The sequence below is a fragment of the Vibrio splendidus genome, assembly GCF_024347615.1.
GTDB classification, from domain to species: Bacteria; Pseudomonadota; Gammaproteobacteria; order Enterobacterales; family Vibrionaceae; genus Vibrio; species Vibrio splendidus.
The window spans coordinates 3,731,901-3,757,399 of sequence record NZ_AP025508.1 but is presented as its reverse complement, the minus strand read 5'-3'; the positions used below and the strand labels follow the sequence as shown (position 1 = coordinate 3,757,399).

The window sequence follows — 25,499 nt, the reverse complement described above, 5'->3', positions numbered from 1 at the left end:
CTTATTTCCTGTTTCTAGCTAGGGCCGGAGAGCAGCCAGTAATATTTGGTTCGTAGCACTATGAGTATTGGTCACGTTCGAGAAACCGAGTTGTTGTGCTCGTTCTACTATGCGCTGGCTTGGGACAAATAGTTGTCTCGTTGAAAGCCAAGCCAAATACTCATCAGGGGTAATTGAGCAGAGATACTCCAATTGTTCCTGACTAGTGATGACAACTTTGGACGTTTTTTTGTTTATCCATGTTTGATAGATATTGTGATCGTTAATGGGAATATATTCTCTACGGTAGGTCTCACAATAAGAGACTTGTGCACCTCGATTGAGTAAAGAATCTCGAATGAGCTCACGCCCACCATTTCCACGCAGTATCAAAATGGATTTATTATCTACGCCATTAAGTTCAGTAAGTTTGAGAAGATGTTCACTATCACTCACTTGGGGATAGTTTACTTTTTGTTTACTAACTTTGCTTAAAACGTGCGCAGTTTTTTGACCAACGCCAAGATAAAGCGGCGAAGTTGGCCAAATAGATGAAGTTTTCGAAAGGATGTTTTGGGCAGCGGTCACAGCGTGGTGACTGACTGCAATAATGATATCGCTGTTATTAAGCTGGGTGCTTAAATTCGATGAGTGTGGATTATCAACGATACGAATAAGCGGATGATGGATTGCTTGAATCCCTTCATCCGCTAGTTGTTGGCAAAGCGATTGTCCCTCTGAGCCGGGACGTGTCACCAACACTGTCATGATTATTCTTGGTCAGCGTAGAGCTTGGTTAAGATTTCTCTCGCGCCATCATCCAGCAATTGATTTGCCAGAGTAACGCCAAGCGCTTCTGCATCTTTGCGAAGGCCAGAGATCTCACCACGAACCATTTTAGAACCATCCGGTTCGCCTACTAATGCACGTAGCCAGATATTATCGCCATCTAATAATGAATAGCTGCCGATAGGAACCTGACAACCACCTTCTAGGGTAAGGTTCATTGCACGTTCGCACAGTACACGATCAGCCGTGTCTTTATGATTCAGTGGTTCAAGGAGTTTAATCAGACGCTCGTCATCAAGGCGACACTCAATACCAACAGCGCCTTGGCCAACAGCAGGGAGAGATTGCTCTGGTTCGATGAAGCTACGAATACGCTCTTCTAGCTCTAGACGTTTAAGACCTGCAGCAGCCAGTACGATCGCATCGTATTGACCATCATCGAGTTTACCTAGACGAGTACCAACATTGCCGCGCAGTTCTTTGATGATGAGATCTGGGCGGTATTCTAGCAACTGACATTGACGACGCAGGCTACATGTACCCACGACAGCACCTTGTGGTAGCTCGTCGATGTTGTTGTAAGTGTTTGAAACGAAAGCATCACGAGGGTCTTCACGTTCACAGATAGTTACTAGACCTAGACCTTCAGGGAAGTCGACCGGTACATCTTTCATTGAGTGAACGGCTAGGTCAGCACGACCTTCTAGCATGGCTACTTCGAGTTCTTTAACGAACAACCCTTTACCACCCACTTTAGCCAGCGGGGTATCTAGGATGATGTCACCTTTGGTCACCATAGTTACCAACTCAACCTCTAAACCAGGGTGAGCAGCTTGCAGCGCATCCCTTACAAAGTATGCCTGCCAAAGGGCAAGAGGGCTTTTTCTGGTCGCGATACGGATTGGTGCTGAATTTGTCATGGTGTTTCCGATATAGGTTCTGTAATAGGCTAATCCTACCATTGTGAGGCGAAAATTCTTACTGTTTGATCATTCCATGCTTTGATAGCTGAGGGATTTTCATGAGTTCACCAAAATAGTGTGATTGGTATCTCATTTGAAACATGGGCTATTATTAGAAATAGGTAATAAAGAGGACACTACGGCGCCGTGAGTTTAACTTTTTGTCATCAAGGCATTGGCCAGTATGACAGGTTCCTTTGCTTTACCATTAAGGGTAAAAGTGTTAAATTGATCACGTTTTGTTGCTCCTTTCGTTCAGTAACTAAACAGAAGTGCATTTAATCTCAAACCAAGGACTTACCTTGCAGGCTTACACTCAGACTTTGATTCAACGATTAGACAATCTTAATCAGCAGCGCATTGATCGTGCGTTGGCGTTGATGAATGTCCAAGGCCAGCGAGTTTTCAACCTTATTCCTGCACTACTTCACTTCAATCATCCCATGATGCCTGGTTATTATGACCAACAAGTTCCTTTTGGAATTCGTAGCTTCACGCCTAATGAATTCCAAAAGCAATTTGTCTCTGATACCGAATTAACGCTGGGTGGAAAACTCACCGAGGCTGCTGAACCGGCAATCCTGGGCTTGTACACCATGGGCAGTACTTCTTCTATTGGCCAAAGCACTTCAAGTGATCTCGATATCTGGGTGTGTGTTTCTCCGGATATGGATGGCGCATCTCGCGACAGCCTGACCAACAAATGTTTGTTGATTACCGACTGGGCTGAAACCTTAGGGGTTGAAGCTAACTTCTTCTTGATGGATGAACAGCGTTTCCGCTCAAACCATTCTGAAGAGATGACCGGTGATAACTGTGGTTCTTCACAGCACTTATTACTGCTTGATGAGTTCTATCGCTCTGCCGTTCGTTTGGCTGGCCAGCGTTTGTTGTGGCAAATAATTCCGCCAGAAATGGAAGAGTGTTACGACGAGTATGTCCAAGGCCTGTGTCAGGATGGTTATCTTGATTGCTCGCAGTGGATCGATTTCGGCAAGCTGAACCGCATCCCTGCTGAAGAGTACTTTGGTTCAAACCTATGGCAGCTCTATAAGAGTATCGACTCACCGTATAAATCGGTTTTGAAGGCGATCCTGTTAGAAGCTTATTCATGGGAATACCCAAACACCCAACTGCTGAGTATTGATACCAAGCGTCGCTTCTTCGCGGATGAACCGGATCTGTATGGCATGGATAGCTACTATCTGATGCTCGAGAAGGTAACGCGCTATCTAGAACGCATTAACGACCACACTCGATTGGACTTGGTGAGACGCTGTTTCTACCTTAAGACCCACGAGAAGTTGTCACGAGATGCGGGCATTGGTTCTGTTGCGTGGCGTCGTGAAGCCTTAACTGAGATGACTAAGTCTTGGAATTGGGGACATGAAACCATTGCTGAGCTCGATAACCGCCGTAACTGGAAGGTAGAGCAAGTTAAAGTGGTACACCATGCACTGCTTGATGCCTTGATGCTGAGCTACCGCAATCTGATTCAATTTGCGCGTCGTAACGACATCACATCGGCAATCAGCCCACAAGATATCAGTATCTTGGCTCGTAAGCTTTACGCTGCGTTTGAGGTGTTGCCGGGTAAAGTGACACTACTGAACCCCCAAATCTCTCCTGATCTGCATGAACCAGACTTGAGCTTCATCGAAGTTCGTCAGGGTCAGTCGAATAAAGCCGGTTGGTATTTGTATAAGCAGCCACTGGTAGCGCATCGTATTCTTGGTCAGCCTTCTCTGGAACACCATGAGTACTTGAGTAAGTTGGTTGCTTGGTCATTCTTTAATGGTTTGATTACCGAGTCGACGCGTTTGCACTCTGTGGTGCGTGATGCTCAGATTGATATCGATAAGTTCTACCAAATGGTGAGCGACCTGCGTAATACCTTCTCTTTACGTAAGCGCCGCCCGAGTATGCAAGCTCTGGCGAGCCCGTGTGAAATAAGCCAACTGGCGATGTTCATCAACTTTGAAAGTGACCCAACTTCTGAATTAAGTGGTCGTGCGTTGAAGGTTGATCTTAAGAACGCCGATATCTTTAGTTTTGGTGAAGAGGGTAAGAGTTTAGTCGGCAGTGTTGATCTGGTTTATCGTAACTCTTGGCATGAAGTACGTACGCTTCATTTCCAAGGTGATACTGCAATGCTCGACGCGTTGAAGACGGTACTTGGTAAAATGCACCAAGATGCTTTACCGCCAGAATCGGTCGATGTGTTCTGTTACAGCAAAAACCTGCGTGGTGTGATGCGTAATATGGTGTATCAACTGCTTGCTGAGTGTATCGACTTACGATTGAAACCGATTGAGCCGGAGAAGCGCCGCCGCTTCAAGGCTATTCGTCTGGCAAACAAGATGTTTGGCCTGTTCTTTGAGCGTCGTGGCGTTTCGGTGCAGATGCTGGAAAACTCGGTCGATTTCTATCGTAGTATCTCGACGAATAAGCTGAAGGGCTCACCTTTACTGATGCTCGATAAAGAGCAAGAGTATCAGTTACCAGAAGTGGTTGATGGTTTTGCGAGTGAAGGTTTAATTCAGTTTTTCTTTGAGGATACCGACAAAGGTTTCAATATTTATGTATTGGACGAGTCGAATCAAGTTGAGGTGTATCACCAATACAGCGGTGAAAAAGATGAGATGATCGCGAGCGTGAATTCTTTCTACACTTCAGTAAAAGATGAGTCGAAGGTGTCGTCTAAGTTGATTAACTTTAATCTGCCTCAGTACTACCAAATTGTTCATCCAGAAGAGGGCAACTCTTATGTTGTGCCTTACCGTAACGATGCTACCTTGTCTTCTCGGAGTTCAAAGATAGTCAATATCTAGGCTTATTGAGACTGATTGATATTAAAAAAGGAGTGATTGATTCACTCCTTTTTGTTTTTTTACCAATAATTAGACCCAATTGATCTCTTCATCTGCGTGTTTTTCGCATTCTTCTTTGACCATCTCAAACAATTCCATACCCGTCTTTGAGCATGTCCATTTGTCATCAACTAGCTTGAAGTGAAAGCCACCAGATTTAGATGCTAACCAGATCTCACGCATTGGTTCTTGGCGGTTGATGATAATTTGGCTGCGGTTTTCAAACTCCAGCGTCATCACGTTACCAGTCACTTCGTAATCAACATCTGCCTCTGATTCATCGATAGCTTCTTCGATGTTTTGCATCTGTATATCGACCAGTTGATGAAATTCCGTATCGTTCATCCTTTCTATCCTATTGCTTTTCTTGAGTGTGGTGCGATTATAGGGGGCATTGAGTCAATAATCACGATATGCAAAATGAAAAAATTAATTACCGCTCTGTTTATAGTGTCCGTTATTGGACTTTCTGGTTGTGGTCAAACAGGTCCGTTGTACGATCCTGATGCAGTACAGCAAACTGAACAATCAGAATAAGTGAAAACACGCAGAAATCGTTATTTATAAGGGATAAGAACTTTGGATTACTTCAACTATCAGGAAGATGGCCAGCTTTGGGCTGAGGACGTCGCACTTTCACAACTAGCAGAGCAATATGGTACTCCGTTGTACGTATATTCTCGTGCAACATTAGAACGCCACTGGAATGCGTTTGATTCATCGGTTGGTGAGCATCCACACTTGGTGTGTTATGCCGTTAAAGCTAACTCGAACCTTGGCGTGTTGAATACTTTGGCTCGCATGGGCTCAGGTTTCGACATCGTTTCTGGTGGTGAGCTAGAGCGTGTGGTTGCTGCAGGTGGCGATCCGGCTAAAGTTGTGTTTTCTGGTGTCGGCAAAACAGCCGCTGAAATGAAGCGTGCGCTTGAGTTGAACATAAAATGTTTCAACGTAGAGTCTGAGCCAGAACTGGAGCGACTGAATAAAGTGGCTGGTGAGCTTGGTGTTAAAGCGCCGATTTCACTGCGTATCAACCCAGATGTTGATGCGAACACTCACCCTTACATTTCTACGGGTCTGCGTGATAACAAGTTCGGCATTGCCTTCGACCGTGCTCCTGCAGTTTATGCGTTTGCAAAAACACTCGATAACTTGTCTATCCACGGTATTGATTGCCACATCGGTTCCCAATTAACGGATATCGAACCTTTTATCGATGCCACTGATCGTCTGCTTGCACTGATCGACCAACTACGTGCCAATGATATCAACATCAAGCACCTTGATGTTGGTGGCGGTTTGGGCGTGGTTTACCGAGATGAATTACCACCACAACCTTCAGATTACGCGAAGGCTTTGTTGGCTCGTTTAGACAATCATTCTGATCTAGAGTTGATTTTCGAGCCTGGAAGAGCGATTGCTGCGAACGCTGGTGTATTATTAACGAAAGTCGAGTTCCTGAAGCCAACAGAGCACAAGAACTTTGCCATCATCGATGCGGCAATGAACGATCTAATGCGCCCAGCACTTTACCAAGCTTGGCAGGATATTGTTCCTGTGAGCCCTCGTCAGGGTGAAGCGGTGACTTACGATTTAGTTGGCCCAATTTGTGAGACGGGTGACTTCCTAGGTAAGGATCGTGACCTTGTTCTTGAAGAAGGCGATCTACTGGCCGTTCGTTCTGCTGGTGCTTATGGCTTCGCTATGTCATCTAACTACAACACTCGTTCGCGTGCGGCTGAAGTGATGGTTGATGGCGATAAAACTCACTTGGTTCGTCAGCGTGAAGAGCTTACGAGTCTGTGGGAACTTGAAAACATTCTTCCGGAGTAATTTTAAGCGTTATGCACTTCCACTTTTCTAAAATGCATGGTTTGGGCAATGATTTCATGGTCGTGGACTGCATTACTCAAAATATTTTCTTTTCTCCAGATTTGATCCGTCGTTTGGCGGATCGTCACACTGGTGTGGGTTTTGATCAGCTACTTGTGGTTGAGGCTCCCTATGATCCAGAAACTGACTTCCATTACCGCATATTCAATGCGGATGGCAGTGAAGTGGAGCAGTGTGGTAATGGTGCGCGTTGTTTTGCTCGATTCGTTCGCATGAAAGGCTTAACGAATAAGTACAGCATCAACGTGAGCACCAAGAAAGGAAAAATGGTTCTCAAGATTGAAGACAATGACCAGATCACTGTCAACATGGGCATTCCTGAGTTCGAACCAGGTAAGATTCCATTCAAGGCAAAGCAGCCAGAGAAGACGTATATCCTGAGAACGGATGTACACACCTTGTTCTGCGGTGCCGTAAGCATGGGTAACCCGCATGTGGTTACTGTTGTTGATGACGTCGATACTGCAGATGTGGAGACCTTAGGTCCGCTTCTTGAATCACATGAACGCTTCCCTGAGCGAGTTAATGCTGGCTTTATGCAAGTGATTAACCGTGAAGAGGTTCGCTTGCGTGTTTATGAACGCGGTGCGGGTGAAACTCAGGCGTGTGGCAGCGGTGCATGTGGCGCGGTTGCGGTTGGTATCAATCAAGGTTTGCTGGCTGAGAACGTGAAAGTTCGTCTACCTGGTGGTGATTTGCAGATTAGTTGGCAAGGTCCGGGTAAACCTCTGTTTATGACTGGCCCGGCAACCCATGTGTTTGATGGTCAACTTTCTTGCTAATAAACATTCATAACCAATAGATTCATAAAAATAAAGGATAGGTTTTGTCTTACGTTGAAGCCGACGCACTCACCGCAGAAGTGGTCGCGGAATATTTACGTGATACCCCAGATTTTTTCCAAGACAGGAAAGGTTTGGTTGATCGCCTTGCTATCAATAATGTTGAGCAGGGCGCTGTATCTCTGGTGGAAGTTCAGCTTAAACGCCAACGCCATCGAATCGAAGAGCTAGAGGAAGAAATCACTGGCTTGATGTCGTTGGCAGCGAATAACGATAAAACCTTCTATGAATTTATGGATCTGCAAGCTCACGTGCTGAAATGCAGTGACTTTATGCAGGTTATCAAGGCTGTTGAACAAAAAGCGTTAGATTTAGGGTTGAAGGCCCATGTACGAATTCTCTCGCAACCTGGCTTTTATAAGCTGAGTGAAGAGCGCTATTCGAAGTTTTCGCTCAACCATTTCAATGGTAAAGATGCTTATCTAGGGCGCTTGAGAAAAGCCGACAGACACGATTTGTTTGGTGATTTCCACGTTCCAGAGCTAGGCTCTTATGTAGTACTACCACTTGCTAAGCAGTCTCCATTGGGTTTGCTTGCCTTTTCTAGTGAAGATGGCGGACATTTCCAACCTCATATGGATACGCTATTTTTACGCCATTTAGCACTTGTTGTGTCTCATTTGGCGGACACCTTACCTTGGCAGATAAATAATGAGCCTAGAGCCCAAAGTACCTCTTCCTAACAGCCTTCAAAAGCCACTTTCTCGCTTCTATGAATATCTCAGAAGCGAGAAGGGACTCAGCCTACACACCCAACGTAATTACAAACAACAACTTGAAACTATGGCCGCTCATTTGGTCACACTTGGACTGAAAGATTGGGGCCAAGTAGACGCGGCGTGGGTAAGACAACTTGCCAGTAAAGGCATGCGTGAAGGAATGAAAGCGAGCAGTATTGCGACGCGCTTATCTTCATTACGCAGCTTCTTTGATTTCCTTGTGTTACGTGGCGAAATGACTGCAAACCCAGCCAAAGGGGTTTCTGCACCTCGCAAACAGCGTCCTTTACCTAAAAATCTCGATGTCGATGAAGTCGGACAGTTGCTTGACGTGAATGAAGACGACCCATTATCGATTCGTGATCGAGCGATGATGGAGGTGATGTATGGTGCAGGTTTACGTCTCGCTGAACTGGTTGGCATCAATCTTAAAGATGTGTTGGGCCGGCAAGGCGAAATCCGAGTGATTGGTAAGGGCGACAAAGAACGCAAAGCGCCGTTTTCAGGACTGGCTAAAGAGTGGGTCGATAAATGGCTCAAAGTGCGCGGTGATCTCGCTTCTCCGGGAGAAAAGGCTCTGTTTGTGTCCAAGTTAGGGACCCGGATCTCTCATCGCAGTGTGCAAAAGCGCATGGAAGAGTGGGGTAAGAAGCAATCCGTCGCGAGTCATATTAGCCCGCATAAACTGCGTCACTCCTTTGCAACTCACGTGCTTGAATCGAGCCAGAATCTTCGCGCTGTCCAAGAGTTGTTGGGCCATGAAAACATCTCGACAACCCAAATTTATACTCACTTGGACTTCCAACACTTAGCTCAAGCGTACGATGAGGCTCACCCTCGAGCACGTAAGAAGAATAAAGATTAGATTAAAGGTTTTACTATGCGAATTTATCGAGGGTTGAAGCCCATCAAAGCCATGACCTTTGACTTGGATGACACCCTGTATGACAACTGGCCTGTAATCATGAAGGTAGAAAAAGAGATGGCGCAATGGCTTTACCAAAAGCACCCAGTGTCGGCTTCTTTATCGCTTGAAGAGTGGCAGGGCATTAAGCAGCAAGTCGCCTCTGAAAACCCAGCTTTAAAGCATGATGTTACCGTTTGGCGTGAAACACAGATTAAGAGTGGCTTACTGCAGTTGGGCTATTCTCAGCAGCAAGCTGAACAGGCGGCTCGTGAGGGGATAGAACATGCTTTGTGGTTGCGCAATCAAGTCGATGTTCCTCAAGAAACGCATCGAGTGATGGCAGAACTTAGCCAACGCATTCCTTTGGTTGCGATTACCAATGGCAATGTCGATCCACATAAAATTGGTTTAGGGCAGTATTTTCAACGAATTCTTAAAGCTGGCCCAAACGGTAGAGCAAAACCCTACCCAGATATGTTTGATAAAGCGCAGCAATACTTAGATGTTGATGCCATCAACATTCTTCATGTCGGCGATCATCTTAGAACGGATGTTTACGGAGCTAAGCAAAATGGCTTCCAAGCATGCTGGTTTAATGACATTGGTTCCAATTTATACCTCTCTTCGAAGGCGAGTGTGCTGCCTGATGTTGAAATAGAGCAACTTAGCGATCTTATGCGACTAATTTAAAGACTTCTGTAAGCTTATTGTGTCGCATTTATGATATTGAATTGTTACATTAGTCGCAATTAAATGCCTGTTTAGGCTAGGATAATTGGCGACTACTTTTTATCGATTCATTTCAGTCATAGCAGTGGTTGCGGGTTCTTCACTTCACTCTATTTCGATCAAGGGTTGGCATGCAAACATTTACATTTCTCGCAAATACTGAGGAGCTATTTAAATCTCAATTTGATCAGCGAGAGTGGTGTGACAGCAAACAATATCTTATTCAACTTTTCTCTGCCCAATCTTCTGATGTGGCTCGTCGAATCGCGAGTGTTGCTCTCAATTGCCTAAGCAATGCCACCTTAATTGGCCAGAGTGCTCGTCATGTTATCTGTGACAATTGTCTTGAGAGTAGTTGTACCTTAATCATTATCAGTGAGTTTAATGAAACCCGTTTAACCTCAGCGGTTCAGCCTTTTACTGGCAACCCAAACCAAGACAGCCAAGAGCTCGCTTCTCAACTAGATCTCTCGAAAGATGCTAAAACGGTCATCAGCCTATGCGATCAGGTTGAAGGTCGTGACTACCCTATCTATAGCGCCTTTGAAAACCTACCCTACACATTGCCTGTTGCTGGTGGCTTGTGTCATGAGAATGAATACGGGCGTTGGGTTATGCATAACGAACAGACCTACCAACACGCTTGCGTGGCGGTGGCTCTGACTAACCCCAGATTGAAGGTTTGGTCGGACGCGTACTCTGAGTGGAACCCGATTGGGATGAAGCTACGAGTCACACATGCAGTCGGAAATCGCTTATACGCGTTGAACGACAAGCCGGCTATCGACGTATTCAAACATTACCTTGCTGATGGTAAAGATCTCCCTTTCAGTCAGTTGATGAGCTTTCCGCTTTATCGAGAGCTTGGCAGAAAGAAAGGCATATCGACACCGCTGCGTATTAATGATGATGGCAGTATCGAGTTTGATAGTCCTTGGCATGTCGGCGAAGAGGCACAGTTTTGTTATAACCATCCTTCTTTGACCGCAGAAAAAGTGCGTCACGGCGCTGAGATGCTTGCCATGCATCAGCCGGAATCGGTGATCATCTATAACTGCGTCTCTCGACTTGAATTCATCGACAGTAAACTTGAGCTCAAGCCATTTGAGGGGATAGTAAACGCGTGCGGCGCATACTGCATGGGCGAGCTATACCGCAACGACGATCGCCAAGAGATACTGCATCACAGCCTCACCTATATTGCGATGAGAGAGTCGGACGAGATTAATGAGTTTCGTTGTGAAGATTTCCAGCGTGACTCAACGGTATCGCCACTGCTTAATCTCGTCAGAAATGCGGTGGCTGATCTCGACAGTATGAACACGCAGATGGAGAAAAAACTTCATCAACAGGCGCGCCGTTTAACCGAAAGTTACCGCATTGATTCTCGCACCGGGCTACCCAACCGTATCGTATTAAAAGAGCGCCTCAATACGATTCTCTTCAGTGAGCACTTACTGACGTTAAAGCTGACTAATTTCCATCAAGTTAACGAGAAATATGGTTACCAAGTGGGTGACCAGCTGTTACTTGATCTGTCTAATCATTTTGTCGAGCGATTACACCTTAGTGTGGCTAAGGAAGCTCAGGTGAAAGTAGAGCTGTTCAGCATTGGTGTCGGCGAATGGGCGATCATTTTTAACGCCAATGTTGGTTGCGATAAAATAGAGCAACGTTTCGTTGAATTTGCTGATGATATTGAGCACATCAATTTTGAGCCGTATGGCTTGGCTGATATTGATTATCTGTCAGTTTCTCTGTGTGGCGGCTTCGCTAGTCGTTGCGATTTCCTAACCGATAGTGGTGATGAGATCTTATTAAAAGCGATCGAAGCTCGACGTTATGGGGTCAGGAATAACACTCACATCACCAATGCTAAAGACATTCAGGTGAGTGAAGAAGATCGTAAAGAGCAACTAGGCTGGCTGAGCTGTGTAAGTCGTGCGATTTTAGATCAGAACATCATCACTTATTCCCAGCCAATTGTGGCGTCCGGTACTCACGAAATGATTGGCCAAGAGTGCTTGGTCAGAATCATGGAGTCAGACGGTACCATTGTGCCACCAGGTAAGTTCTTACCTATCATTGCCGACACGCACCTTTACACTCGCCTCAGCCGACACATGATTAAGAACACCATAGGTTATATGGCGGATAAGCAAAGCCCATTTTCTATCAACCTATCCCCGCAAGATTTGTTGAGCGACAAGACGCTTGAGGTGCTCGAGACCGCCATCAGTGCTATGAACGATCCCACTCGACTTGGCCTAGAGGTTCTCGAGTCTGAGCAGATTAAAGATTACGGTCGCATGATTGAGGTGTGTGATCACTTCCGTGCTCTCGGGGCGAGAATCATTGTTGATGACTTTGGGTCTGGCTATTCCAATATTGATGAGATCATTAAGCTTGAGCCGCAGATTATCAAACTCGACGGTAGTCTGATTCGCAACATCGACAAAGACCAAAAGCAAAGAAATATCGCCTCTCAGTTGGTTCGCTTATGTCAGGTGTTTAATGCGCAAACCGTCGCTGAATTTGTCCATAACCAACAGGTTTGTGAGATAGCAGAGCAAATGGGTGTCGATTATCTGCAAGGTTATTACTTTGGTGAACCTAAGCGACTGTTTTAGTTGTTAAAGCTTTCCGTATCCTATTGTGACTTGCTTTAAAAAGTGTTCCGCCGCTATTGGTGACTGTTTTGGGTGGAATCAATGATGTCTAACTAACGTCACATTATTTATAAGACGATCGTAAGTATTCCGTGCAAGCCTTATCTATAATAAGCACAATAACCAATCATTAACGTAACGATTAATGTGAATATGCAATCGACCTCTCTCCTGATACAAGATATAGAGCAAACCCAGCGTGAATTGCAAAAGATAGATTTTCATCAACATGAAGACCTACTGATTCAGGTGTTTTCTTCTTTCGAGAAAGGTTCGGTTTTGGCTGCCTGCCAAGTGATTCAAGCGACTTTCCCTAATGCTAGGCTGATTGGCTGTAGTGCAAACCACTACATCAGCCAAGGTGTCATCCTGCATCAAGGTCTCTATCTTATTGTCACTCGCTTCGATGCGACCTCTTACACTTGTGGCGTTGTCGAATACAGCAAGCAACCACTATTCGATAGTCAATCGATGTGGCAGCAGCTTGAGTGCAATACCAATACTCAAAGTATCATCTGTTTCGCGGATCGCTTGCAGATAAACAACCGCGACTTATTTTCAGCGTTTGAACAATCGAGATATTCATTACCGATCTGCGGAGGTGCATCGACCATCACAGATAATGGGCGATGGGTAATGCTAGATGGCATTTGCTATGAGAATGCTTATGTGATGTTGGCGCTGCACAGCGTTGAGCTCGCAACCACCAAGGGTTATTACACCGAGTGGAACCCTATTGGCCGCACCTTCCGTGTTACTGGTGCTCAAGATAACCGGTTAGCTGAATTGGATGGTATGCCTGTTCGCGATCTTTATAATCGCTACCTTGCTGATGGCCTCGAAGTACCTTTCGAACAACTGCATAATTTCCCCTTGATGGTCGGTGACCCGAAAGAACAAAACATTCACTTGCCACTCAAGGTGAGAGATTGTGGAGAGATAGAATTTAGTGGTCATTTTCAGATTGGTGATGAGGTCAGGTTTTGTTACGACCATCCTTCACTGACCTTGGAGCAGATCCGACTCGGTGTTCAACAGATTGCCTCTCATAAACCGGAGCAGTTTTTTATCTACAACTGCACCTCTCGTATCGATTTTATTGATGGTAACCAAGAAGTAGAGGTCTTCCAGAAGCTCGCAGACACCTATGGTGTGTACTGCATGGGAGAACTCTATCAAGAGCGTGGCCAACAACGAATCCTGCATCATAGCCTCACGTATCTCGCGCTTAGAGAAGGTGAAGGCAAGGCTGTACAGCCATTAGAGACACAACCCGCGACCAATATATCGCCTCTGTTTTCATTGATTCGAAATGCACTGCTTGATGTTGATGACATGAACAACAGTATGGCGAGTAAGATTCAGCAACAAGCGACCGCATTGACGGCGAGCTACCGAATTGATCGTCGCACTGGGCTACCCAATAGAAGTGTACTGCGTGAGAAGCTGTCACAAATGAGCTCTGACAGTCATTTGTTGGCTTTGAAGGTCACCACATTTGGTCAAATCAATGAGAAGTATGGTTATCGAGTAGGTGACAAACTTCTGCATGATCTGAGTGATTACTTTCAGAAAGCGCTGTGGCAGTTTTTTGATGAGGGTTGCCAGCTCTACAGTATTGGTATTGGTGAGTGGGCGGTGGTGTTTAATAGTTGGGCCAGCCAAGAACACATTCATCAGCGTTTCTCTGAATTTTCAGACCAAACCGAGCATGTCAATTTTGAGCCGATGGGGCTACCCGATATCGATTATCTTTCGGTTTCAATCTGTGCGGGTGTCGCGAGTCGTCGAGACTTTCCTGCGACCTCGATAGATGACTTGTTACTGAAAGCGATTGAAGCTCGACGCAGTGCGGTGAGCCAAAATAAACATCTGGTGAGTGCCAAGACGTTAATTCAACTCGAGAAGCATCGCCAAGAGCAACTCGGCTGGCTATCGTGTGTGAGCCGCGCAGTGCTCAATCAAAATATTGTTGCGTGCTCTCAACCTATTGTATCGGCGCATAGCCATCAAGTAGAAAGCTATGAGTGCTTAGTTCGAATTGAAGAGGACGGTCAGTTGATTGCGCCGGGTAAGTTCTTGCCGATCATTGAGGGAACCCATCTCTATACACGCCTGAGTCGCCAGATGATAACGCGCACCTTCGATTTTATGAGTCAGCGAACCGATTCGTTCTCAATTAACTTGGCGCCACAAGATTTTAGCAATGAGAAAACCATTCTTCACCTTGAGCAAGCCATCAAAAAAATCAGTCACCCACAGCGTATTGGTTTAGAGGTGTTAGAAACGGAACAAATTCAGGATTACGGTCGCTTGATCGAGGTGTGTAATCACTTCCGAGATCTTGGTGTGAATATTATTGTCGATGACTTTGGTTCAGGCTATTCGAACATTGATGAGATCTTGAAACTGGAACCACAAGTGATAAAGCTTGATGGCAGTTTAATTCGCAATATCGATAAGGATAAAAAGCAACGCAAAATAGCCCAACAGCTGGTGAGCTTATGTCAGATTCTGAATGCTAAGACGGTGGCGGAGTTCGTACATAATGAACAGGTGTGTCGTATTGCAGAAGACATGGGCGTCGATTACCTGCAAGGGTATTACTTTGGTCAACCTCAGCGTTTGTTTTGATGGAGCGAGAGTTTCACGTGAAACACTGGTTGGTTCAATAACGAAAGTACAATGTAAAAAGGGTGAGTTTATGGCTCACCCTTTTTGTTTTTAGTATCTGTCCCGCCCTGAAATGTGCTTATTGCCTTCTCGCGCGCCTGCTTGATCTATTTGAGAGCGTGGCCACATTTGTCGGCGTGGAATACTTTTAGATACTGTTGGTAGTAGTCATCAATAAGCTTGGCAGGTTCGCTTTCACCTAAAGATTTGAGTAACTCAATACCCACTTCGCAAGTACACAGATGGCCACTGTCTTGATTGCGGCGCAAGGTGTAAGAGGATTCGCTGGTGATGTCGAGGTGAACTTGTGGGACAGCTTGTAACCACGAGCTCTTGTTAAGCATCTTCTTCGCTTCTTGCCATGTGCCATCCAAGATAATGAATAGCGGTTTTCGACTCATGGCTTGGGTCATCACTGCTTGCTGACACTCGATGCTTTGATCACTCGGGAATAAAAGAAACGGTTGTCGTGTTTCATCTTCAAGCAGCGCCATTAGCTCGGCTGGTGGTGTTTTCCTTTGCCACACAATGGACTGACACTGCTCAAGGGATTGCTGAAGCAACTTTCCGGTGTTGGTGTCTCGTGACAGCTCATTCTCATGAGTCAGTAGGACAAGATCGGTTTGGCTTTCAACCGTCGGTATTAGATGACAAACGCACTGGTGAGTGAAGCCACAACCATGGCAAGCTTGTTGGTTACTCATCTTTACAGCTTAACTCCACTTTGTGCAGGTGATACACCATCAGCAAACAAAACCACGTCGCTGATATCAGCATCATCTGCAACTGGAGCGACACTTGGGTTGAGTGGGTAGCTCACACCTGAATATGACAATGTGTGCTTCGCTGGTGTTGCACCGCCGCCGCTGACATTGAAGATCAGATCTTGCCAACCGTGGTTTTGCGATTTACCTAAGCGTATATCGCCCTTAACCAGTGTCACTCGGCTATTGAAGCGCCAGTTATCTTGATGATTTTCAAAAATAAGCAGTGTACAGCCACCAGAGCCACACCAATCGAGCTGGGCAAACAGTTCTTCTTTACCATCGCCATTTAAGTCGTAGGTTAACCAGCGGTACTTAGTATTGTCTGGTGAGGTGTTATTGATCTTAAAGTATTCGCGGATCGCTTGGTCGACTTTTTGATCAAGTTGATCGCTGGAGTTCACCTGCTTTGCGGTTAGATCAACGTTAGCGGTGGTGTTGACTTGCGTTTGTGTATTCTTAGCTTCGAATAGCACCAGACCGCCATTGGCAATCGGGTAGACAACGTTGCCCACTTTCTCTTTTTCAGCGACCAGCTTGCCGCTATCGAGCGTGAAGATGCGCTCGGAGATTAAATACTGTTGCTGGTGGCGAGTCATAACCACTTGTACCTGATTTTGGTTCAGTTGCTGCCAGAAGCCTTGTTCAACAATCGAAGGGTCTCCATTGCTGTACGAGTATGTCGTAATGGCGCTGTGGTCATCGTTGAGCTCAAGGTTGATAGAGAATCCAGTGTTCTGCGTTGAGCTAGCGAAGTAGAGCCCGCTCCAGTCCAATGTTGGATCTTGGTTAGAGACCGTTGCACAGCCATTATAGTTACTGTCATTAAGGCTAAGCTTGGCATGCCATCCATAGATAGAATCGCTCATGCCGTCGCTGCAACTCTCTTTCGTAAGGTTGAGTTGGCCTTGCGCTGCTTTACCTTCTAATTGGTAATCACGACTGCTTGGTGTGGTGCGGCTTGATTCAATATCGAGGATCTGTGGCTGTTCGCCCATCTTAGTGTATTTGAGCTGGTCTTTATCGAAGCTTGCTGACCAGAAAGGTTCATTGCCGAATACACGTGTTGAACGCAGGGGTTGGTCACAACGGTCAGGGTTTTCTGCGGTGAGAATATTCACTTGATCAACCACGAAACGTGCCGTGAAATCTGCGTTATACCCTGTTTGGCTCGGTACGGTTAGATGACCAATCAGCTCGCCGTATAAGGCTTGGTAAGGTCTCGTTGAGAGCCCTTGCGCTTCTAATGCGAGTTCTGGCGTTAAATCTAACCAGTATTGTTGTTGGCTACCGCAAGGGGTGAAGGTTCGGCTTTCATGGCCAACCACTACCTGACCACGCATGATGAAGGTTTGCGGTTGAATGCTCAGTGGCTCATCCAAGGTTGCTGGAGGCAGTTCAGGTTGTTGCGGCGTATCAGGTGCCGTAACACAGCCTTGTAGAGCGAATGCGACTAGCCATGTCACTGGGTTTTTCATTACCTTCATGTTATATCTTCCTCGGAGCAACCGTTAATTGGATTTATTATGGCATATTGGTTATTTAAAACAGAACCCGACACCTTCTCTATTCAGACTCTGAGAGTACAAAAAACCTCTTGTTGGGAGGGTGTACGCAACTATCAGGCTCGAAACATGATGCGCGATGACGTTAAGCTTGGAGACCTGGTGATGATATACCATTCATCATGTAAGAAAGTTGGCGTAGCGGGGATCGCTAAAGTAACCAGAGAAGCCTACCCAGACCATTTTCAATTCGATCCAGAAAGTGATTACTACGATGCCAAGTCTTCGCCAGACAACCCGCGCTGGATAATGGTGGATGTCGAGTTTGTGCGAGTGACTGAGCGCTTAATTCCTTTGGCAACGCTTAAAGCGATGCCTGAGCTAGCAGAAATGCTGTTGGTTAAACGGGGCAATCGCTTATCCATCATGCCAGTTACAGAGCAAGAGTGGCAGGCGATCTTAAGCAAAGAAGTGCTAGGTTCTCGTTAGCGTTAGAGAGAGCTTTTTACGTAAGGTTCAAAAAAGGCAGCCATTGGCTGCCTTTTTATTTATTCAGATCTCTTCGACGAGATTAGAGCAGGTGCTTTTCTAGGTAGTGAGCAACGGCGTCGTCTGCGCTGCTGCCAATCACTTCATTGTCTGGTAAAGCTTTAAATACTTTCTCATGCGATGTACCCATCACTAAGCCTTTGCCTGCCATAGCCAGCATCTCGGCATCGTTCATTCCGTCACCAAAGGCAACACAGTTATCCAGTGTCAGGTTCAGTGATTTCGCAACAGCGTCTAGGGCGTGGCCTTTAGAGACTTCAGCGGCCATCACTTCCAGACACCAAGGTGTAGAGAAGGCGATGTTCAGTTTGTCGCCAAAAGCATCTCTTAGCTTTTGTTCAAACGTGACGAGATATTCGTGGTCCTGCTCTGGGTGAGTGAAAAAGACTTTCGCAATACCTTCGCTTGGTGCATTTTCTGCTTCAAAGCGCTTGTAGCTAAAGCCAGACTCACTGTGGAATTTTGCCAGCATTTCGTCTTCACGGTCCAGTAGCCAATCTTCATTCTGGTACATGTGAATAAAGAGATTTGGGTCTTGGCGAACAATATCGATAACAGGTTGAACGAGTTCCTGAGGCACGTTCTGGCTATACATCAGTTGATCGTTCTGGTCATGCACGCGTGCACCGTTTGAAGTGATCATGTACGCCGGAATACCTGCGATCTGACGAATACCCGCCACATCGACGTGGTGACGACCCGTAGCGAAGATAAAGGTATAACCTTGGTCGTGTAATTTCTTAAGTGTTAGCTTGGTAAAGTCGCTTAGCTGATGGTTGGGAGCCAAAAGCGTACCATCTAAATCAGAAGCAACAATTTTCACGGAATCTTTTAGTGCAGGAATACTCATTTAACCCTCATTGCAAAAATGCTTAACCAATATCGACGCTAGCCAACGCTAGAATCGTTTTAACTACAATATCTCTAGGTAGAAATTGTATGCCAATTTCATGCAAGAAAAGAGGGCAAAGCTCACTTACTTCTCTTCCTCTTTAGCGCTTATGTTCTTGGTCGGTTACTCAGCTTATTCGCTTATTAGTTTATTAGTTTATTAGTTTATTAGTTTATTAGTTTATTAGCTCTAGGCAAAAAACTGATTGATAGCATTCAGTGTTTGATTGCGATATTCGTCTTTCTCAAACAGCACCTCATGCTTAGACCCTTCAATGGCCTTAAACTGGCAGGCTGAGTTGGTTTTCTTCAGTTTATTGATGAACTTCACTTGAGCGCTGTTGCTGACAATCTTCTCCTCACCAGCTTGAATCAATAGCAGTGGGATCTTGATTTGACGAGTTTGTTGTATCGCCTGCTTGGCTGCCATTAACCCTTGCCATACCCAGCGAGTGCTTGGTCCGCCAACCTGCAAAGAAGGGGAGCCGTCATACAAGCAACGGAACCAGTGATAGCGTACCTTGCTGTGGCTGAGTAAGTTATTTTCGAAGGGCTTAGAGTAGTACGCTTGCTGCCCCGGGGCATAAGTCGGCTTAGCATAGAAAGCGGTGAGTACTTGTCCAACAACCATCGCGATGGGCTTGAAGTACCATTCAGTCTTAATCCCAAACATCGGAGCGCACAGAGTAACTTTGTCAAACGGGTGATCGGGATGAGTTTGTAGATAGCGAGTGGCTATGGTGCTGCCCATTGAGTGTGCCAGTAGGTAGCGATTGGAGTATCGGCTTAGGTCAAAACTGGCAATGACGTCAGACATATCTGAGGCGTAATCATCAAACTCATGAATGTGACCAATGTCAGAGTCTGTTACCATGCGTTCCGACTGGCCTTGACCTTGGTGGTCAAATGAATAAACGTCATAGCCTTGCTGATAAAAATCATAAAAGAGTTCTTGGTATTTCAAGCAACACTCAATGCGGCCATTTGAAATCACAATGGCTTTGGTGTGCGTTGGTGAGGTTAGGCTACACCAGTACAGCTTCTTTTTACCTGATGATGTGACATACCCATCTTTACGTTGTTGCCAAAGGGCAGAGATCGGGTGTTTAATCGCTTGCTCGAACTCAGGTTCTTGCGTGTACGAAAATGGGGCGGCACTGTGGTTTTCCATGGGAAGTTACCTGAACTGATGCATGTGAGAGCTTTATCGCTACTAATGTTGTTAGATTAAAGAACTAGTAAGGAAATGCAAATGGATACTCATGTTTGGCTTGCTTATGTCGTCACGGCGATATTGTTTAGTTTGGCTCCGGGCTCTGGTACCGTTAACTCAATCAGCAATGGGCTAAGTTATGGCACCAAGAAGTCACTTGCGTCGATCGCCGGCTTACAGCTCGGTCTTGCATTCCACATCATGCTGGTGGGTGCCGGTATTGGTGCACTGGTGGCTCAATCTGCGTTGGCGTTCACCATCATCAAATGGGTAGGCGTGGTTTACCTTGTTTGGTTGGGTATTCAAAAATGGCGTGATAATTCTAGCTTGGTGGCTTCAGAAGAAAGCTCAACGCTATCGAGTGGTAAGCTGCTTAGAAATGCCGTGCTTATCAATCTAACTAACCCAAAATCTATCGTGTTTTTGGTGGCTTTGTTTCCTCAATTTATCGATCCTACACAACCGCAAGCACCGCAGTTATTAGTGCTAGGAGTTACAACCGTATTCATTGATAGTGTTGTTATGTTGGGTTACACCTCATTAGCTTCACAAATGGGACGTTTTATTCGTTCTGATCGTATAATGAGTAAGATAAATAAAATATTTGGTGGTATGTTCATGGGTTGCGGTGCCTTGCTTGCTGCCGCTAAAGCTTAGTAAAGCAATACAGTTATAGATAAATCAATAGAGTTATAGATAAATGACCGCTACCTACGTTGCTCGACAACCTATCTTAAACCGTAACAAGAACACGCTTGGTTATGAGCTGTTGTTTCGCGACGGAGAAAGGAATGCCTACCCAGCGCATATTGAGTCTAATCGAGCAACGTATCGTCTGATTGTTGAGAACTTCTTATCGGTTGGGCATAACCCTTCGATTCCATCTTCGCGCTGTTTTATTAATTTCCCTCATCAAAGCTTGATTCGTCGACTTCCTTTAGGCTTGCCGAAAGACAAGGTGGTGGTCGAGATTCTTGAAACCTGCCAACCGACGGATGAGCTGTTAGAAGCGGTCAAAGAGCTCTATCAAGCGGGGTACATGATTGCCCTAGATGATTTTACCTCTACGCCAGAATGGGAACGATTCCTTAAATACACGCATATTGTTAAGCTCGATATCATGCAAATGGGCTTGAATGAAGCGTGTGATTTGGTAAGAGCTCATCAAGGGAAGAAGTTTAGCTTTCTGGCTGAAAGAGTCGAAACTGAGCAAGAGTTTAAGCAAGCGAAAGAGGCGGGTTTTAAGTTCTTCCAAGGGTACTTCTTCAGCAAACCTGAAATCATCAAGACCAAGTACATTAGCCCTGAGCAAGTAATTGCTATGGAGCTGTTCCAAGAAGTGTGTAAGCCGGAAGTCAACTTTCAACGTGTCGAAAGCATCGTCGCGAAAGATGTTGCCTTGTCGTATAAGTTACTGCGTTTTGTGAATACCATGTCACCTCGTCTTGAGGTCACCATCTCTTCGTTCCGCCAGGCTTTGGTTTATCTGGGGCAAGAGAAGCTGAAAATGTTTGTCTCGTTGGCGGTGGCGTCTTATGTCTCTGATAAGAAGCCAAAAGAGCTATATGGCTTATCGCTTCAGCGAGCTCAGTTCTGCCAACGTATGTCTCGTTATCAGGCATTTGAAGGGCATGCCGAGCAAGCCTTTATGATTGGTTTGTTCTCGTTGCTTGATGCGCTGCTCGACTTGTCGTTAGAGAATTTAGTTGAGCAACTGCCCTTGTGTAAAAGTATCAAGGTGGCTCTGCTACGTAGAGAAGGGCCATATGGAACCTTGCTGGCCCTTGAAGAGAGCTTTGAGCATGCCGATTGGCAGCAGATGGATGAGCACTGTGCTCATTTAGGATTGAGTGTGGAACAGGTTAAAACTGAGCTCACCGAAGCTCGACGCTGGAGTCATAACGTAACCAATCAGCTCTGATTTATCTTCGTTAAACTTTTATGACAATTATAACGCACGCCTTGACGTGCGTTTTTTTATATCTAATATATATGCATATCCATATATGAGTATGTATTTATGCTTCCTCACCAATTTTTTAAATTACTGTCCGATGAAACGCGAGTGCGTTGCTTAATGTTGATCGTTCGCAATGAGTGCTTATCGGTTGGTGAGTTGACTCAGGCATTGCAAGAAAGTCAGCCAAAGGTTTCACGCCATCTTGCGCAGTTGCGTTCAAACGGCATTTTGACTGATGTTCGCCAAGGGCAGTGGGTGTTTTACCGCCTGTCACAAGATTTACCAGGTTGGATGCTAAAGTTAATTGACGACCTTATCGCATCGAACTGTTTGAAAACTGAATACCAGCAAGATATTGAGCGCTTAGAGTCGATGAACTCACGCCCAGTATGTTGCGTTTAAATACATTAAAACTTAATGCCGAAATAGTTGGAGTTGCAGCTAGGCGACAAGTGAACTTATCCCTGTGAGCATAGTGGCTCTATGTGATTAGGGAGGCCGGCGATCCGGTAAGTGAACGTAGTCAACAACGCTGCGGCTTCAAATATGAAGGCAATTAACTGAGAGAACAGAAAATGACAGTCAAAGTAGGTATTAATGGTTTTGGTCGTATCGGCCGTCTAGCACTTCGCGCAGCATTCGATTGGGATGAGCTAGAATTTGTTCAAATTAACGATGTTGCTGGCGACACAGCAACATTGGCTCACCTTCTTGAATTCGATTCGGTTCAAGGTCGTTGGAATCACGAAGTGGCTGTTGAAGGCGACGAGATGATCATCAATGGTCAACGCATCAAAACCACAAAAGAGCGCGACATTGATGCGATCGATTGGTCTGGTTGTGATGTGGTTATCGAAGCGACAGGTGTTCACCGTAAGACATCTTTCCTAAACAAATACCTAGAGCAAGGTGTGAAGCGCGTTGTGGTATCAGCTCCTGTGAAAGAAGAAGGCATCGCAAACATCGTTGTCGGTGTGAACGACAATATCTTCGATCCTGCGGTACATAAAATCGTAACGGCAGCGTCTTGTACAACCAACTGTCTCGCGCCAGTGGTTAAGGTGATCAACGAGAAGCTTGGTATCGAGAACGCAGCTTTCACCACTATTCATGATCTAACTAACACGCAAACGATTCTTGATGCGCCCCACAAAGACTTACGCCGTGCACGAGCATGTGGCATGAGCCTTATCCCAACAACAACGGGCAGCGCCAAAGCGATTGTTGAGATCTTCCCAGAGCTTGAAAACCGTATCAACGGCCACGCGGTTCGTGTACCACTAGCGAATGCTTCTCTGACAGACATCATCTTCGAAGTGAAGCAAGACACCACGGTAGAAGAAGTTAACGCGATGCTGAAAGAAGCGTCTGAGAACGAACTGAAAGGCATTCTTGGCTTTGAAGAGCGTCCACTGGTTTCTATCGATTACAAAGGCGATCAACGCTCAACCATCGTGGATGCACTATCAACGATGTTGGTCGGTAAGCGCATGGTTAAGATCTACGCTTGGTACGACAACGAGATGGGTTACGCGACACGTACCGCTGAGCTGGTTCGTACCGTCGGTTTAGCATAATACTCTTCATACTTAAAGCTGCAGCGTTGTTAACTGCGTAAGTTCACCGGAACGCCGGCCGCCCTAATCACATAGACCCACTATGCTCATAGGGCTGAACTTCATTCCTTTTTAGGGAAAAGGTTGCCTACCTGCAACTCCAATTATTTTGAGTATCGGTTCTATAAGAATTTTAAGAGAATACATAATGACACACCCAACATGGCAACTAGATCTAGAAACTGGTGCGTTAGTGCTTACTCCGTGCCCAGGTACTAAAGACGCTGACCTAGATGCATCATTAACGCAACTGAAAGCACAAGGCGTTGAAGCTATCGTGACAGCACTTGATGACCATGAGCTTGCAAGTAAAGACGTGGCGGCACTTGGCGAAAAAACACGTGCGCTAGGCATGCAATGGTTCCAGACCGAAATTGAAGACGACTGTGCACCGGGTGCTGATTTTGCTGCGAAATGGCAAGCGGCTAGCCCTGCGTTGCATCAAGTGGTTGATAACGGCGGCAAGGTAGCAATGCACTGCATGGGCGGTTCTGGTCGCACTGGTTTACTCGCTGCACATCTGCTGCTAGAGAAGAGCTGGGATCTGAGCAAGATTGTTCAAGAGGTGCAGGCACTGCGTCCGGGCGCATTTACTAAGCCTATTCAGGTTGAATACATTAATGGCGTAGCGAACAGCTAATAAGCCATTGTTGGAATACAGGGAGCTTTTGGTATCTGGAGTGTTGAACTTATCATGATCCAAAAGCTCTTTTTGTTTAGATTGCAGAGATAGCGTTATGTTTTCAAATCTAAGTAAGAGCGTTCGCCAATATATGTTGGTGACTTTCAACTACTGGAACTTCACCATTACTGATGGTGCACTTCGTATGCTGGTGGTTCTGTATTTTTACGACCTTGGCTACAGTTCACTAGAAATCGCCTCACTGTTCCTTTTCTATGAATTCTTTGGTGTGGTGACCAACCTAATCGGTGGCTGGTTAGGGGCGCGTCTTGGCCTCAACAAGACCATGAACATCGGGTTAGGGATGCAAGTCGTCGCCTTGGGTATGCTCGCGGTGCCATCAGCCATGTTGACCATTCCTTGGGTAATGGCGGCGCAGGCTTTGTCTGGTATTGCTAAAGACCTCAATAAGATGAGTGCCAAGAGCTCGATTAAGACTCTGGTACCTGATGAACAGCAGGGTGCGCTTTATAAGTGGATAGCGATTCTGACCGGCTCTAAGAATGCGCTTAAAGGCGCAGGGTTCTTTATTGGTGGTTTGCTGCTTTCAACAATTGGTTTCCAATATGCAGTGCTTGCGATGGCTGCTGTACTGACATTAGTGTTCATCGGCAGCTTGGCGAGCTTAGAAGCGGACATGGGTAAAGCTAAAACCAAACCTAAATTCAAACAGATCTTCTCTAAGTCTGAATCCATCAACATCCTATCTGCTGCGCGTATGTTCCTGTTTGGTGCTCGTGATGTGTGGTTTGTGATTGCTTTGCCGATTTACCTAGGCAGCGTGTTTGGGTGGGATCACTCATGGGTGGGTGGCTTCTTAGCGGTTTGGACCATCGCATATGGCTTTGTGCAGGGCATTGCACCCAAGATTACTGGTAAAGCACAAGGCAAGGTGCCAGATGGCCATGCCGCGTTGTTATGGGCAGGTGCGTTGGCTATCGTGACTGCCGGTATTGCCTATGCGGTGCAAATTGGCTGGCAACCCGAGTTCGTTATTATCGGTGGCTTGATGGTGTTTGGTGCCATCTTTGCGGTGAATTCATCGCTGCACTCATACCTTATTGTGAGTTATGCGAAAGGCGATGGCGTTTCTCTTGATGTCGGTTTCTATTACATGGCAAATGCAATGGGCCGTTTGATTGGCACTATCTTGTCAGGGTTGGTATTCCAAATGGCCGGTTTGTCTGCGTGTTTGTGGGTATCTTTTGCGTTCTTAGCGATAACGACGGTGATCTCTCTGCGTTTACCTAAAGTGCCGCAAATCTCAGCGGCATAAGCTAGCGTCGT

Annotated in this window: 23 protein-coding genes; 16 read left to right on the top strand and 7 right to left on the bottom strand. The window is 45.9% G+C overall.

Translation table 11 applies throughout. From position 1 onward, the window contains the following. Nucleotides 1-18: 18 nt before the first annotated feature. Nucleotides 19-747 (bottom strand): uroporphyrinogen-III synthase, encoded by a 729-nt coding sequence (locus tag OCU90_RS16900; protein ID WP_061025684.1) that lies wholly within the window; start codon nt 745-747, stop codon nt 19-21. A 2-nt stretch (nt 748-749) separates the two neighbouring features. Beyond that, entirely contained in the window at nt 750-1,688 is a 939-nt protein-coding gene (hemC, locus tag OCU90_RS16895; RefSeq protein WP_009848205.1) for a hydroxymethylbilane synthase, read from the bottom strand. A 344-nt stretch (nt 1,689-2,032) separates the two neighbouring features. On the opposite strand from hemC, the gene OCU90_RS16890 reads away from it, so the two are divergent. Beyond that, nucleotides 2,033-4,561: a class I adenylate cyclase gene (locus tag OCU90_RS16890; RefSeq protein WP_099426174.1), complete on the top strand. Its 2,529-nt coding sequence runs from the start codon at nt 2,033-2,035 to the stop codon at nt 4,559-4,561. A gap of 69 nt (nt 4,562-4,630) precedes the next feature. Here OCU90_RS16890 and cyaY read toward each other — a convergent pair whose 3' ends face one another. Next, a complete protein-coding gene (gene cyaY, locus OCU90_RS16885; protein ID WP_004736618.1) occupies nt 4,631-4,945 on the bottom strand; it encodes an iron donor protein CyaY in 315 nt (104 codons plus the stop codon). Between the two features lie 75 nt (nt 4,946-5,020). On the opposite strand from cyaY, the gene lptM reads away from it, so the two are divergent. From lptM to OCU90_RS16845, 8 genes are all read left to right on the top strand, one after another. Further along, nucleotides 5,021-5,137, top strand: coding sequence for an LPS translocon maturation chaperone LptM (lptM, locus tag OCU90_RS26205; RefSeq protein ID WP_407830041.1), 117 nt, complete (start codon nt 5,021-5,023; stop codon nt 5,135-5,137). Nucleotides 5,138-5,179: 42 nt separating this feature from the next. After that, complete coding sequence (gene lysA / locus OCU90_RS16875) at nt 5,180-6,433, top strand: diaminopimelate decarboxylase (protein WP_004736616.1); 1,254 nt, start codon at nt 5,180-5,182, stop codon at nt 6,431-6,433. 11 nt (nt 6,434-6,444) lie between these two features. Beyond that, on the top strand, nt 6,445-7,275 hold the full coding sequence (gene dapF / locus OCU90_RS16870; protein WP_004736615.1) for a diaminopimelate epimerase: 831 nt from the start codon (nt 6,445-6,447) through the stop codon (nt 7,273-7,275). Nucleotides 7,276-7,319: 44 nt separating this feature from the next. Next, a complete protein-coding gene (locus tag OCU90_RS16865) occupies nt 7,320-8,018 on the top strand; it encodes a DUF484 family protein (protein WP_061025682.1) in 699 nt (232 codons plus the stop codon). After that, complete coding sequence (gene xerC, locus OCU90_RS16860) at nt 7,987-8,919, top strand: tyrosine recombinase XerC (RefSeq protein ID WP_017079841.1); 933 nt, start codon at nt 7,987-7,989, stop codon at nt 8,917-8,919. The genes OCU90_RS16865 and xerC overlap by 32 nt, the downstream gene beginning before the upstream one ends. Nucleotides 8,920-8,934: 15 nt before the next feature. Next, entirely contained in the window at nt 8,935-9,651 is a 717-nt protein-coding gene (yigB, locus tag OCU90_RS16855; RefSeq protein ID WP_017090345.1) for a 5-amino-6-(5-phospho-D-ribitylamino)uracil phosphatase YigB, read from the top strand. Nucleotides 9,652-9,821: 170 nt separating this feature from the next. Continuing rightward, nucleotides 9,822-12,320, top strand: coding sequence for a bifunctional diguanylate cyclase/phosphodiesterase (locus OCU90_RS16850; RefSeq protein WP_061025681.1), 2,499 nt, complete (start codon nt 9,822-9,824; stop codon nt 12,318-12,320). Between the two features lie 192 nt (nt 12,321-12,512). Then, nucleotides 12,513-14,993 (top strand): bifunctional diguanylate cyclase/phosphodiesterase, encoded by a 2,481-nt coding sequence (locus OCU90_RS16845; RefSeq protein WP_061025679.1) that lies wholly within the window; start codon nt 12,513-12,515, stop codon nt 14,991-14,993. A 146-nt stretch (nt 14,994-15,139) separates the two neighbouring features. Here the strand turns inward: OCU90_RS16845 and OCU90_RS16840 are convergent, their stop codons facing one another. Then, nucleotides 15,140-15,736, bottom strand: a complete 597-nt coding sequence (locus tag OCU90_RS16840; protein WP_061025678.1) for a tRNA-uridine aminocarboxypropyltransferase — start codon at nt 15,734-15,736, stop codon at nt 15,140-15,142. A 2-nt stretch (nt 15,737-15,738) separates the two neighbouring features. Beyond that, nucleotides 15,739-17,283, bottom strand: a complete 1,545-nt coding sequence (locus OCU90_RS16835) for a COG3650 family protein (RefSeq protein ID WP_061025676.1) — start codon at nt 17,281-17,283, stop codon at nt 15,739-15,741. A gap of 39 nt (nt 17,284-17,322) precedes the next feature. Between OCU90_RS16835 and OCU90_RS16830 the strand changes: the two genes are divergently transcribed. Then, complete coding sequence (locus OCU90_RS16830; protein WP_061025674.1) at nt 17,323-17,790, top strand: EVE domain-containing protein; 468 nt, start codon at nt 17,323-17,325, stop codon at nt 17,788-17,790. Between the two features lie 82 nt (nt 17,791-17,872). Here OCU90_RS16830 and OCU90_RS16825 read toward each other — a convergent pair whose 3' ends face one another. Further along, the gene (locus OCU90_RS16825; protein WP_004736606.1) at nt 17,873-18,700 is read right to left on the bottom strand and encodes a Cof-type HAD-IIB family hydrolase; all 828 of its coding nucleotides are present in this window, start codon (nt 18,698-18,700) and stop codon (nt 17,873-17,875) included. A gap of 231 nt (nt 18,701-18,931) precedes the next feature. Further along, nucleotides 18,932-19,912 (bottom strand): alpha/beta fold hydrolase, encoded by a 981-nt coding sequence (locus OCU90_RS16820; RefSeq protein ID WP_061025672.1) that lies wholly within the window; start codon nt 19,910-19,912, stop codon nt 18,932-18,934. 81 nt (nt 19,913-19,993) lie between these two features. On the opposite strand from OCU90_RS16820, the gene rhtB reads away from it, so the two are divergent. The 6 genes from rhtB to arsJ all read left to right on the top strand — a co-directional run bounded on the left by rhtB (nt 19,994) and on the right by arsJ (nt 25,488). Continuing rightward, on the top strand, nt 19,994-20,611 hold the full coding sequence (gene rhtB / locus OCU90_RS16815; RefSeq protein WP_004736604.1) for a homoserine/homoserine lactone efflux protein: 618 nt from the start codon (nt 19,994-19,996) through the stop codon (nt 20,609-20,611). Between the two features lie 43 nt (nt 20,612-20,654). Then, nucleotides 20,655-21,875 carry an EAL and HDOD domain-containing protein gene (locus tag OCU90_RS16810; protein ID WP_054548349.1) on the top strand — a complete coding sequence of 407 codons (1,221 nt, stop codon included), beginning with the start codon at nt 20,655-20,657 and terminating at the stop codon, nt 21,873-21,875. A gap of 99 nt (nt 21,876-21,974) precedes the next feature. Further along, nucleotides 21,975-22,316: a metalloregulator ArsR/SmtB family transcription factor gene (locus OCU90_RS16805; protein WP_004736602.1), complete on the top strand. Its 342-nt coding sequence runs from the start codon at nt 21,975-21,977 to the stop codon at nt 22,314-22,316. A 173-nt stretch (nt 22,317-22,489) separates the two neighbouring features. Continuing rightward, nucleotides 22,490-23,491, top strand: coding sequence for an ArsJ-associated glyceraldehyde-3-phosphate dehydrogenase (locus OCU90_RS16800; RefSeq protein ID WP_017083181.1), 1,002 nt, complete (start codon nt 22,490-22,492; stop codon nt 23,489-23,491). Between the two features lie 187 nt (nt 23,492-23,678). Beyond that, nucleotides 23,679-24,170, top strand: a complete 492-nt coding sequence (locus OCU90_RS16795; RefSeq protein WP_061025671.1) for a cyclin-dependent kinase inhibitor 3 family protein — start codon at nt 23,679-23,681, stop codon at nt 24,168-24,170. 97 nt (nt 24,171-24,267) lie between these two features. Further along, nucleotides 24,268-25,488: an organoarsenical effux MFS transporter ArsJ gene (arsJ, locus tag OCU90_RS16790; RefSeq protein WP_061025669.1), complete on the top strand. Its 1,221-nt coding sequence runs from the start codon at nt 24,268-24,270 to the stop codon at nt 25,486-25,488. Nucleotides 25,489-25,499 lie beyond the last annotated feature (11 nt).

Bases quoted from the DNA above. Each gene is read 5' to 3' on its own strand.
- OCU90_RS16900 (WP_061025684.1), bottom strand. From the start codon at position 747: ATGACAGTGTTGGTGACACGTCCCGGCTCAGAGGGACAATCGCTTTGC.
- hemC (WP_009848205.1), bottom strand. From the start codon at position 1,688: ATGACAAATTCAGCACCAATCCGTATCGCGACCAGAAAAAGCCCTCTT.
- cyaY (WP_004736618.1), bottom strand. From the start codon at position 4,945: ATGAACGATACGGAATTTCATCAACTGGTCGATATACAGATGCAAAAC.
- lptM (WP_407830041.1), top strand. From the start codon at position 5,021: ATGAAAAAATTAATTACCGCTCTGTTTATAGTGTCCGTTATTGGACTT.
- dapF (WP_004736615.1), top strand. From the start codon at position 6,445: ATGCACTTCCACTTTTCTAAAATGCATGGTTTGGGCAATGATTTCATG.
- xerC (WP_017079841.1), top strand. From the start codon at position 7,987: ATGAGCCTAGAGCCCAAAGTACCTCTTCCTAACAGCCTTCAAAAGCCA.
- yigB (WP_017090345.1), top strand. From the start codon at position 8,935: ATGCGAATTTATCGAGGGTTGAAGCCCATCAAAGCCATGACCTTTGAC.
- OCU90_RS16850 (WP_061025681.1), top strand. From the start codon at position 9,822: ATGCAAACATTTACATTTCTCGCAAATACTGAGGAGCTATTTAAATCT.
- OCU90_RS16845 (WP_061025679.1), top strand. From the start codon at position 12,513: ATGCAATCGACCTCTCTCCTGATACAAGATATAGAGCAAACCCAGCGT.
- OCU90_RS16840 (WP_061025678.1), bottom strand. From the start codon at position 15,736: ATGAGTAACCAACAAGCTTGCCATGGTTGTGGCTTCACTCACCAGTGC.
- OCU90_RS16835 (WP_061025676.1), bottom strand. From the start codon at position 17,283: ATGAAGGTAATGAAAAACCCAGTGACATGGCTAGTCGCATTCGCTCTA.
- OCU90_RS16830 (WP_061025674.1), top strand. From the start codon at position 17,323: ATGGCATATTGGTTATTTAAAACAGAACCCGACACCTTCTCTATTCAG.
- OCU90_RS16825 (WP_004736606.1), bottom strand. From the start codon at position 18,700: ATGAGTATTCCTGCACTAAAAGATTCCGTGAAAATTGTTGCTTCTGAT.
- OCU90_RS16820 (WP_061025672.1), bottom strand. From the start codon at position 19,912: ATGGAAAACCACAGTGCCGCCCCATTTTCGTACACGCAAGAACCTGAG.
- rhtB (WP_004736604.1), top strand. From the start codon at position 19,994: ATGGATACTCATGTTTGGCTTGCTTATGTCGTCACGGCGATATTGTTT.
- OCU90_RS16810 (WP_054548349.1), top strand. From the start codon at position 20,655: ATGACCGCTACCTACGTTGCTCGACAACCTATCTTAAACCGTAACAAG.
- OCU90_RS16805 (WP_004736602.1), top strand. From the start codon at position 21,975: ATGCTTCCTCACCAATTTTTTAAATTACTGTCCGATGAAACGCGAGTG.
- OCU90_RS16800 (WP_017083181.1), top strand. From the start codon at position 22,490: ATGACAGTCAAAGTAGGTATTAATGGTTTTGGTCGTATCGGCCGTCTA.
- OCU90_RS16795 (WP_061025671.1), top strand. From the start codon at position 23,679: ATGACACACCCAACATGGCAACTAGATCTAGAAACTGGTGCGTTAGTG.
- arsJ (WP_061025669.1), top strand. From the start codon at position 24,268: ATGTTTTCAAATCTAAGTAAGAGCGTTCGCCAATATATGTTGGTGACT.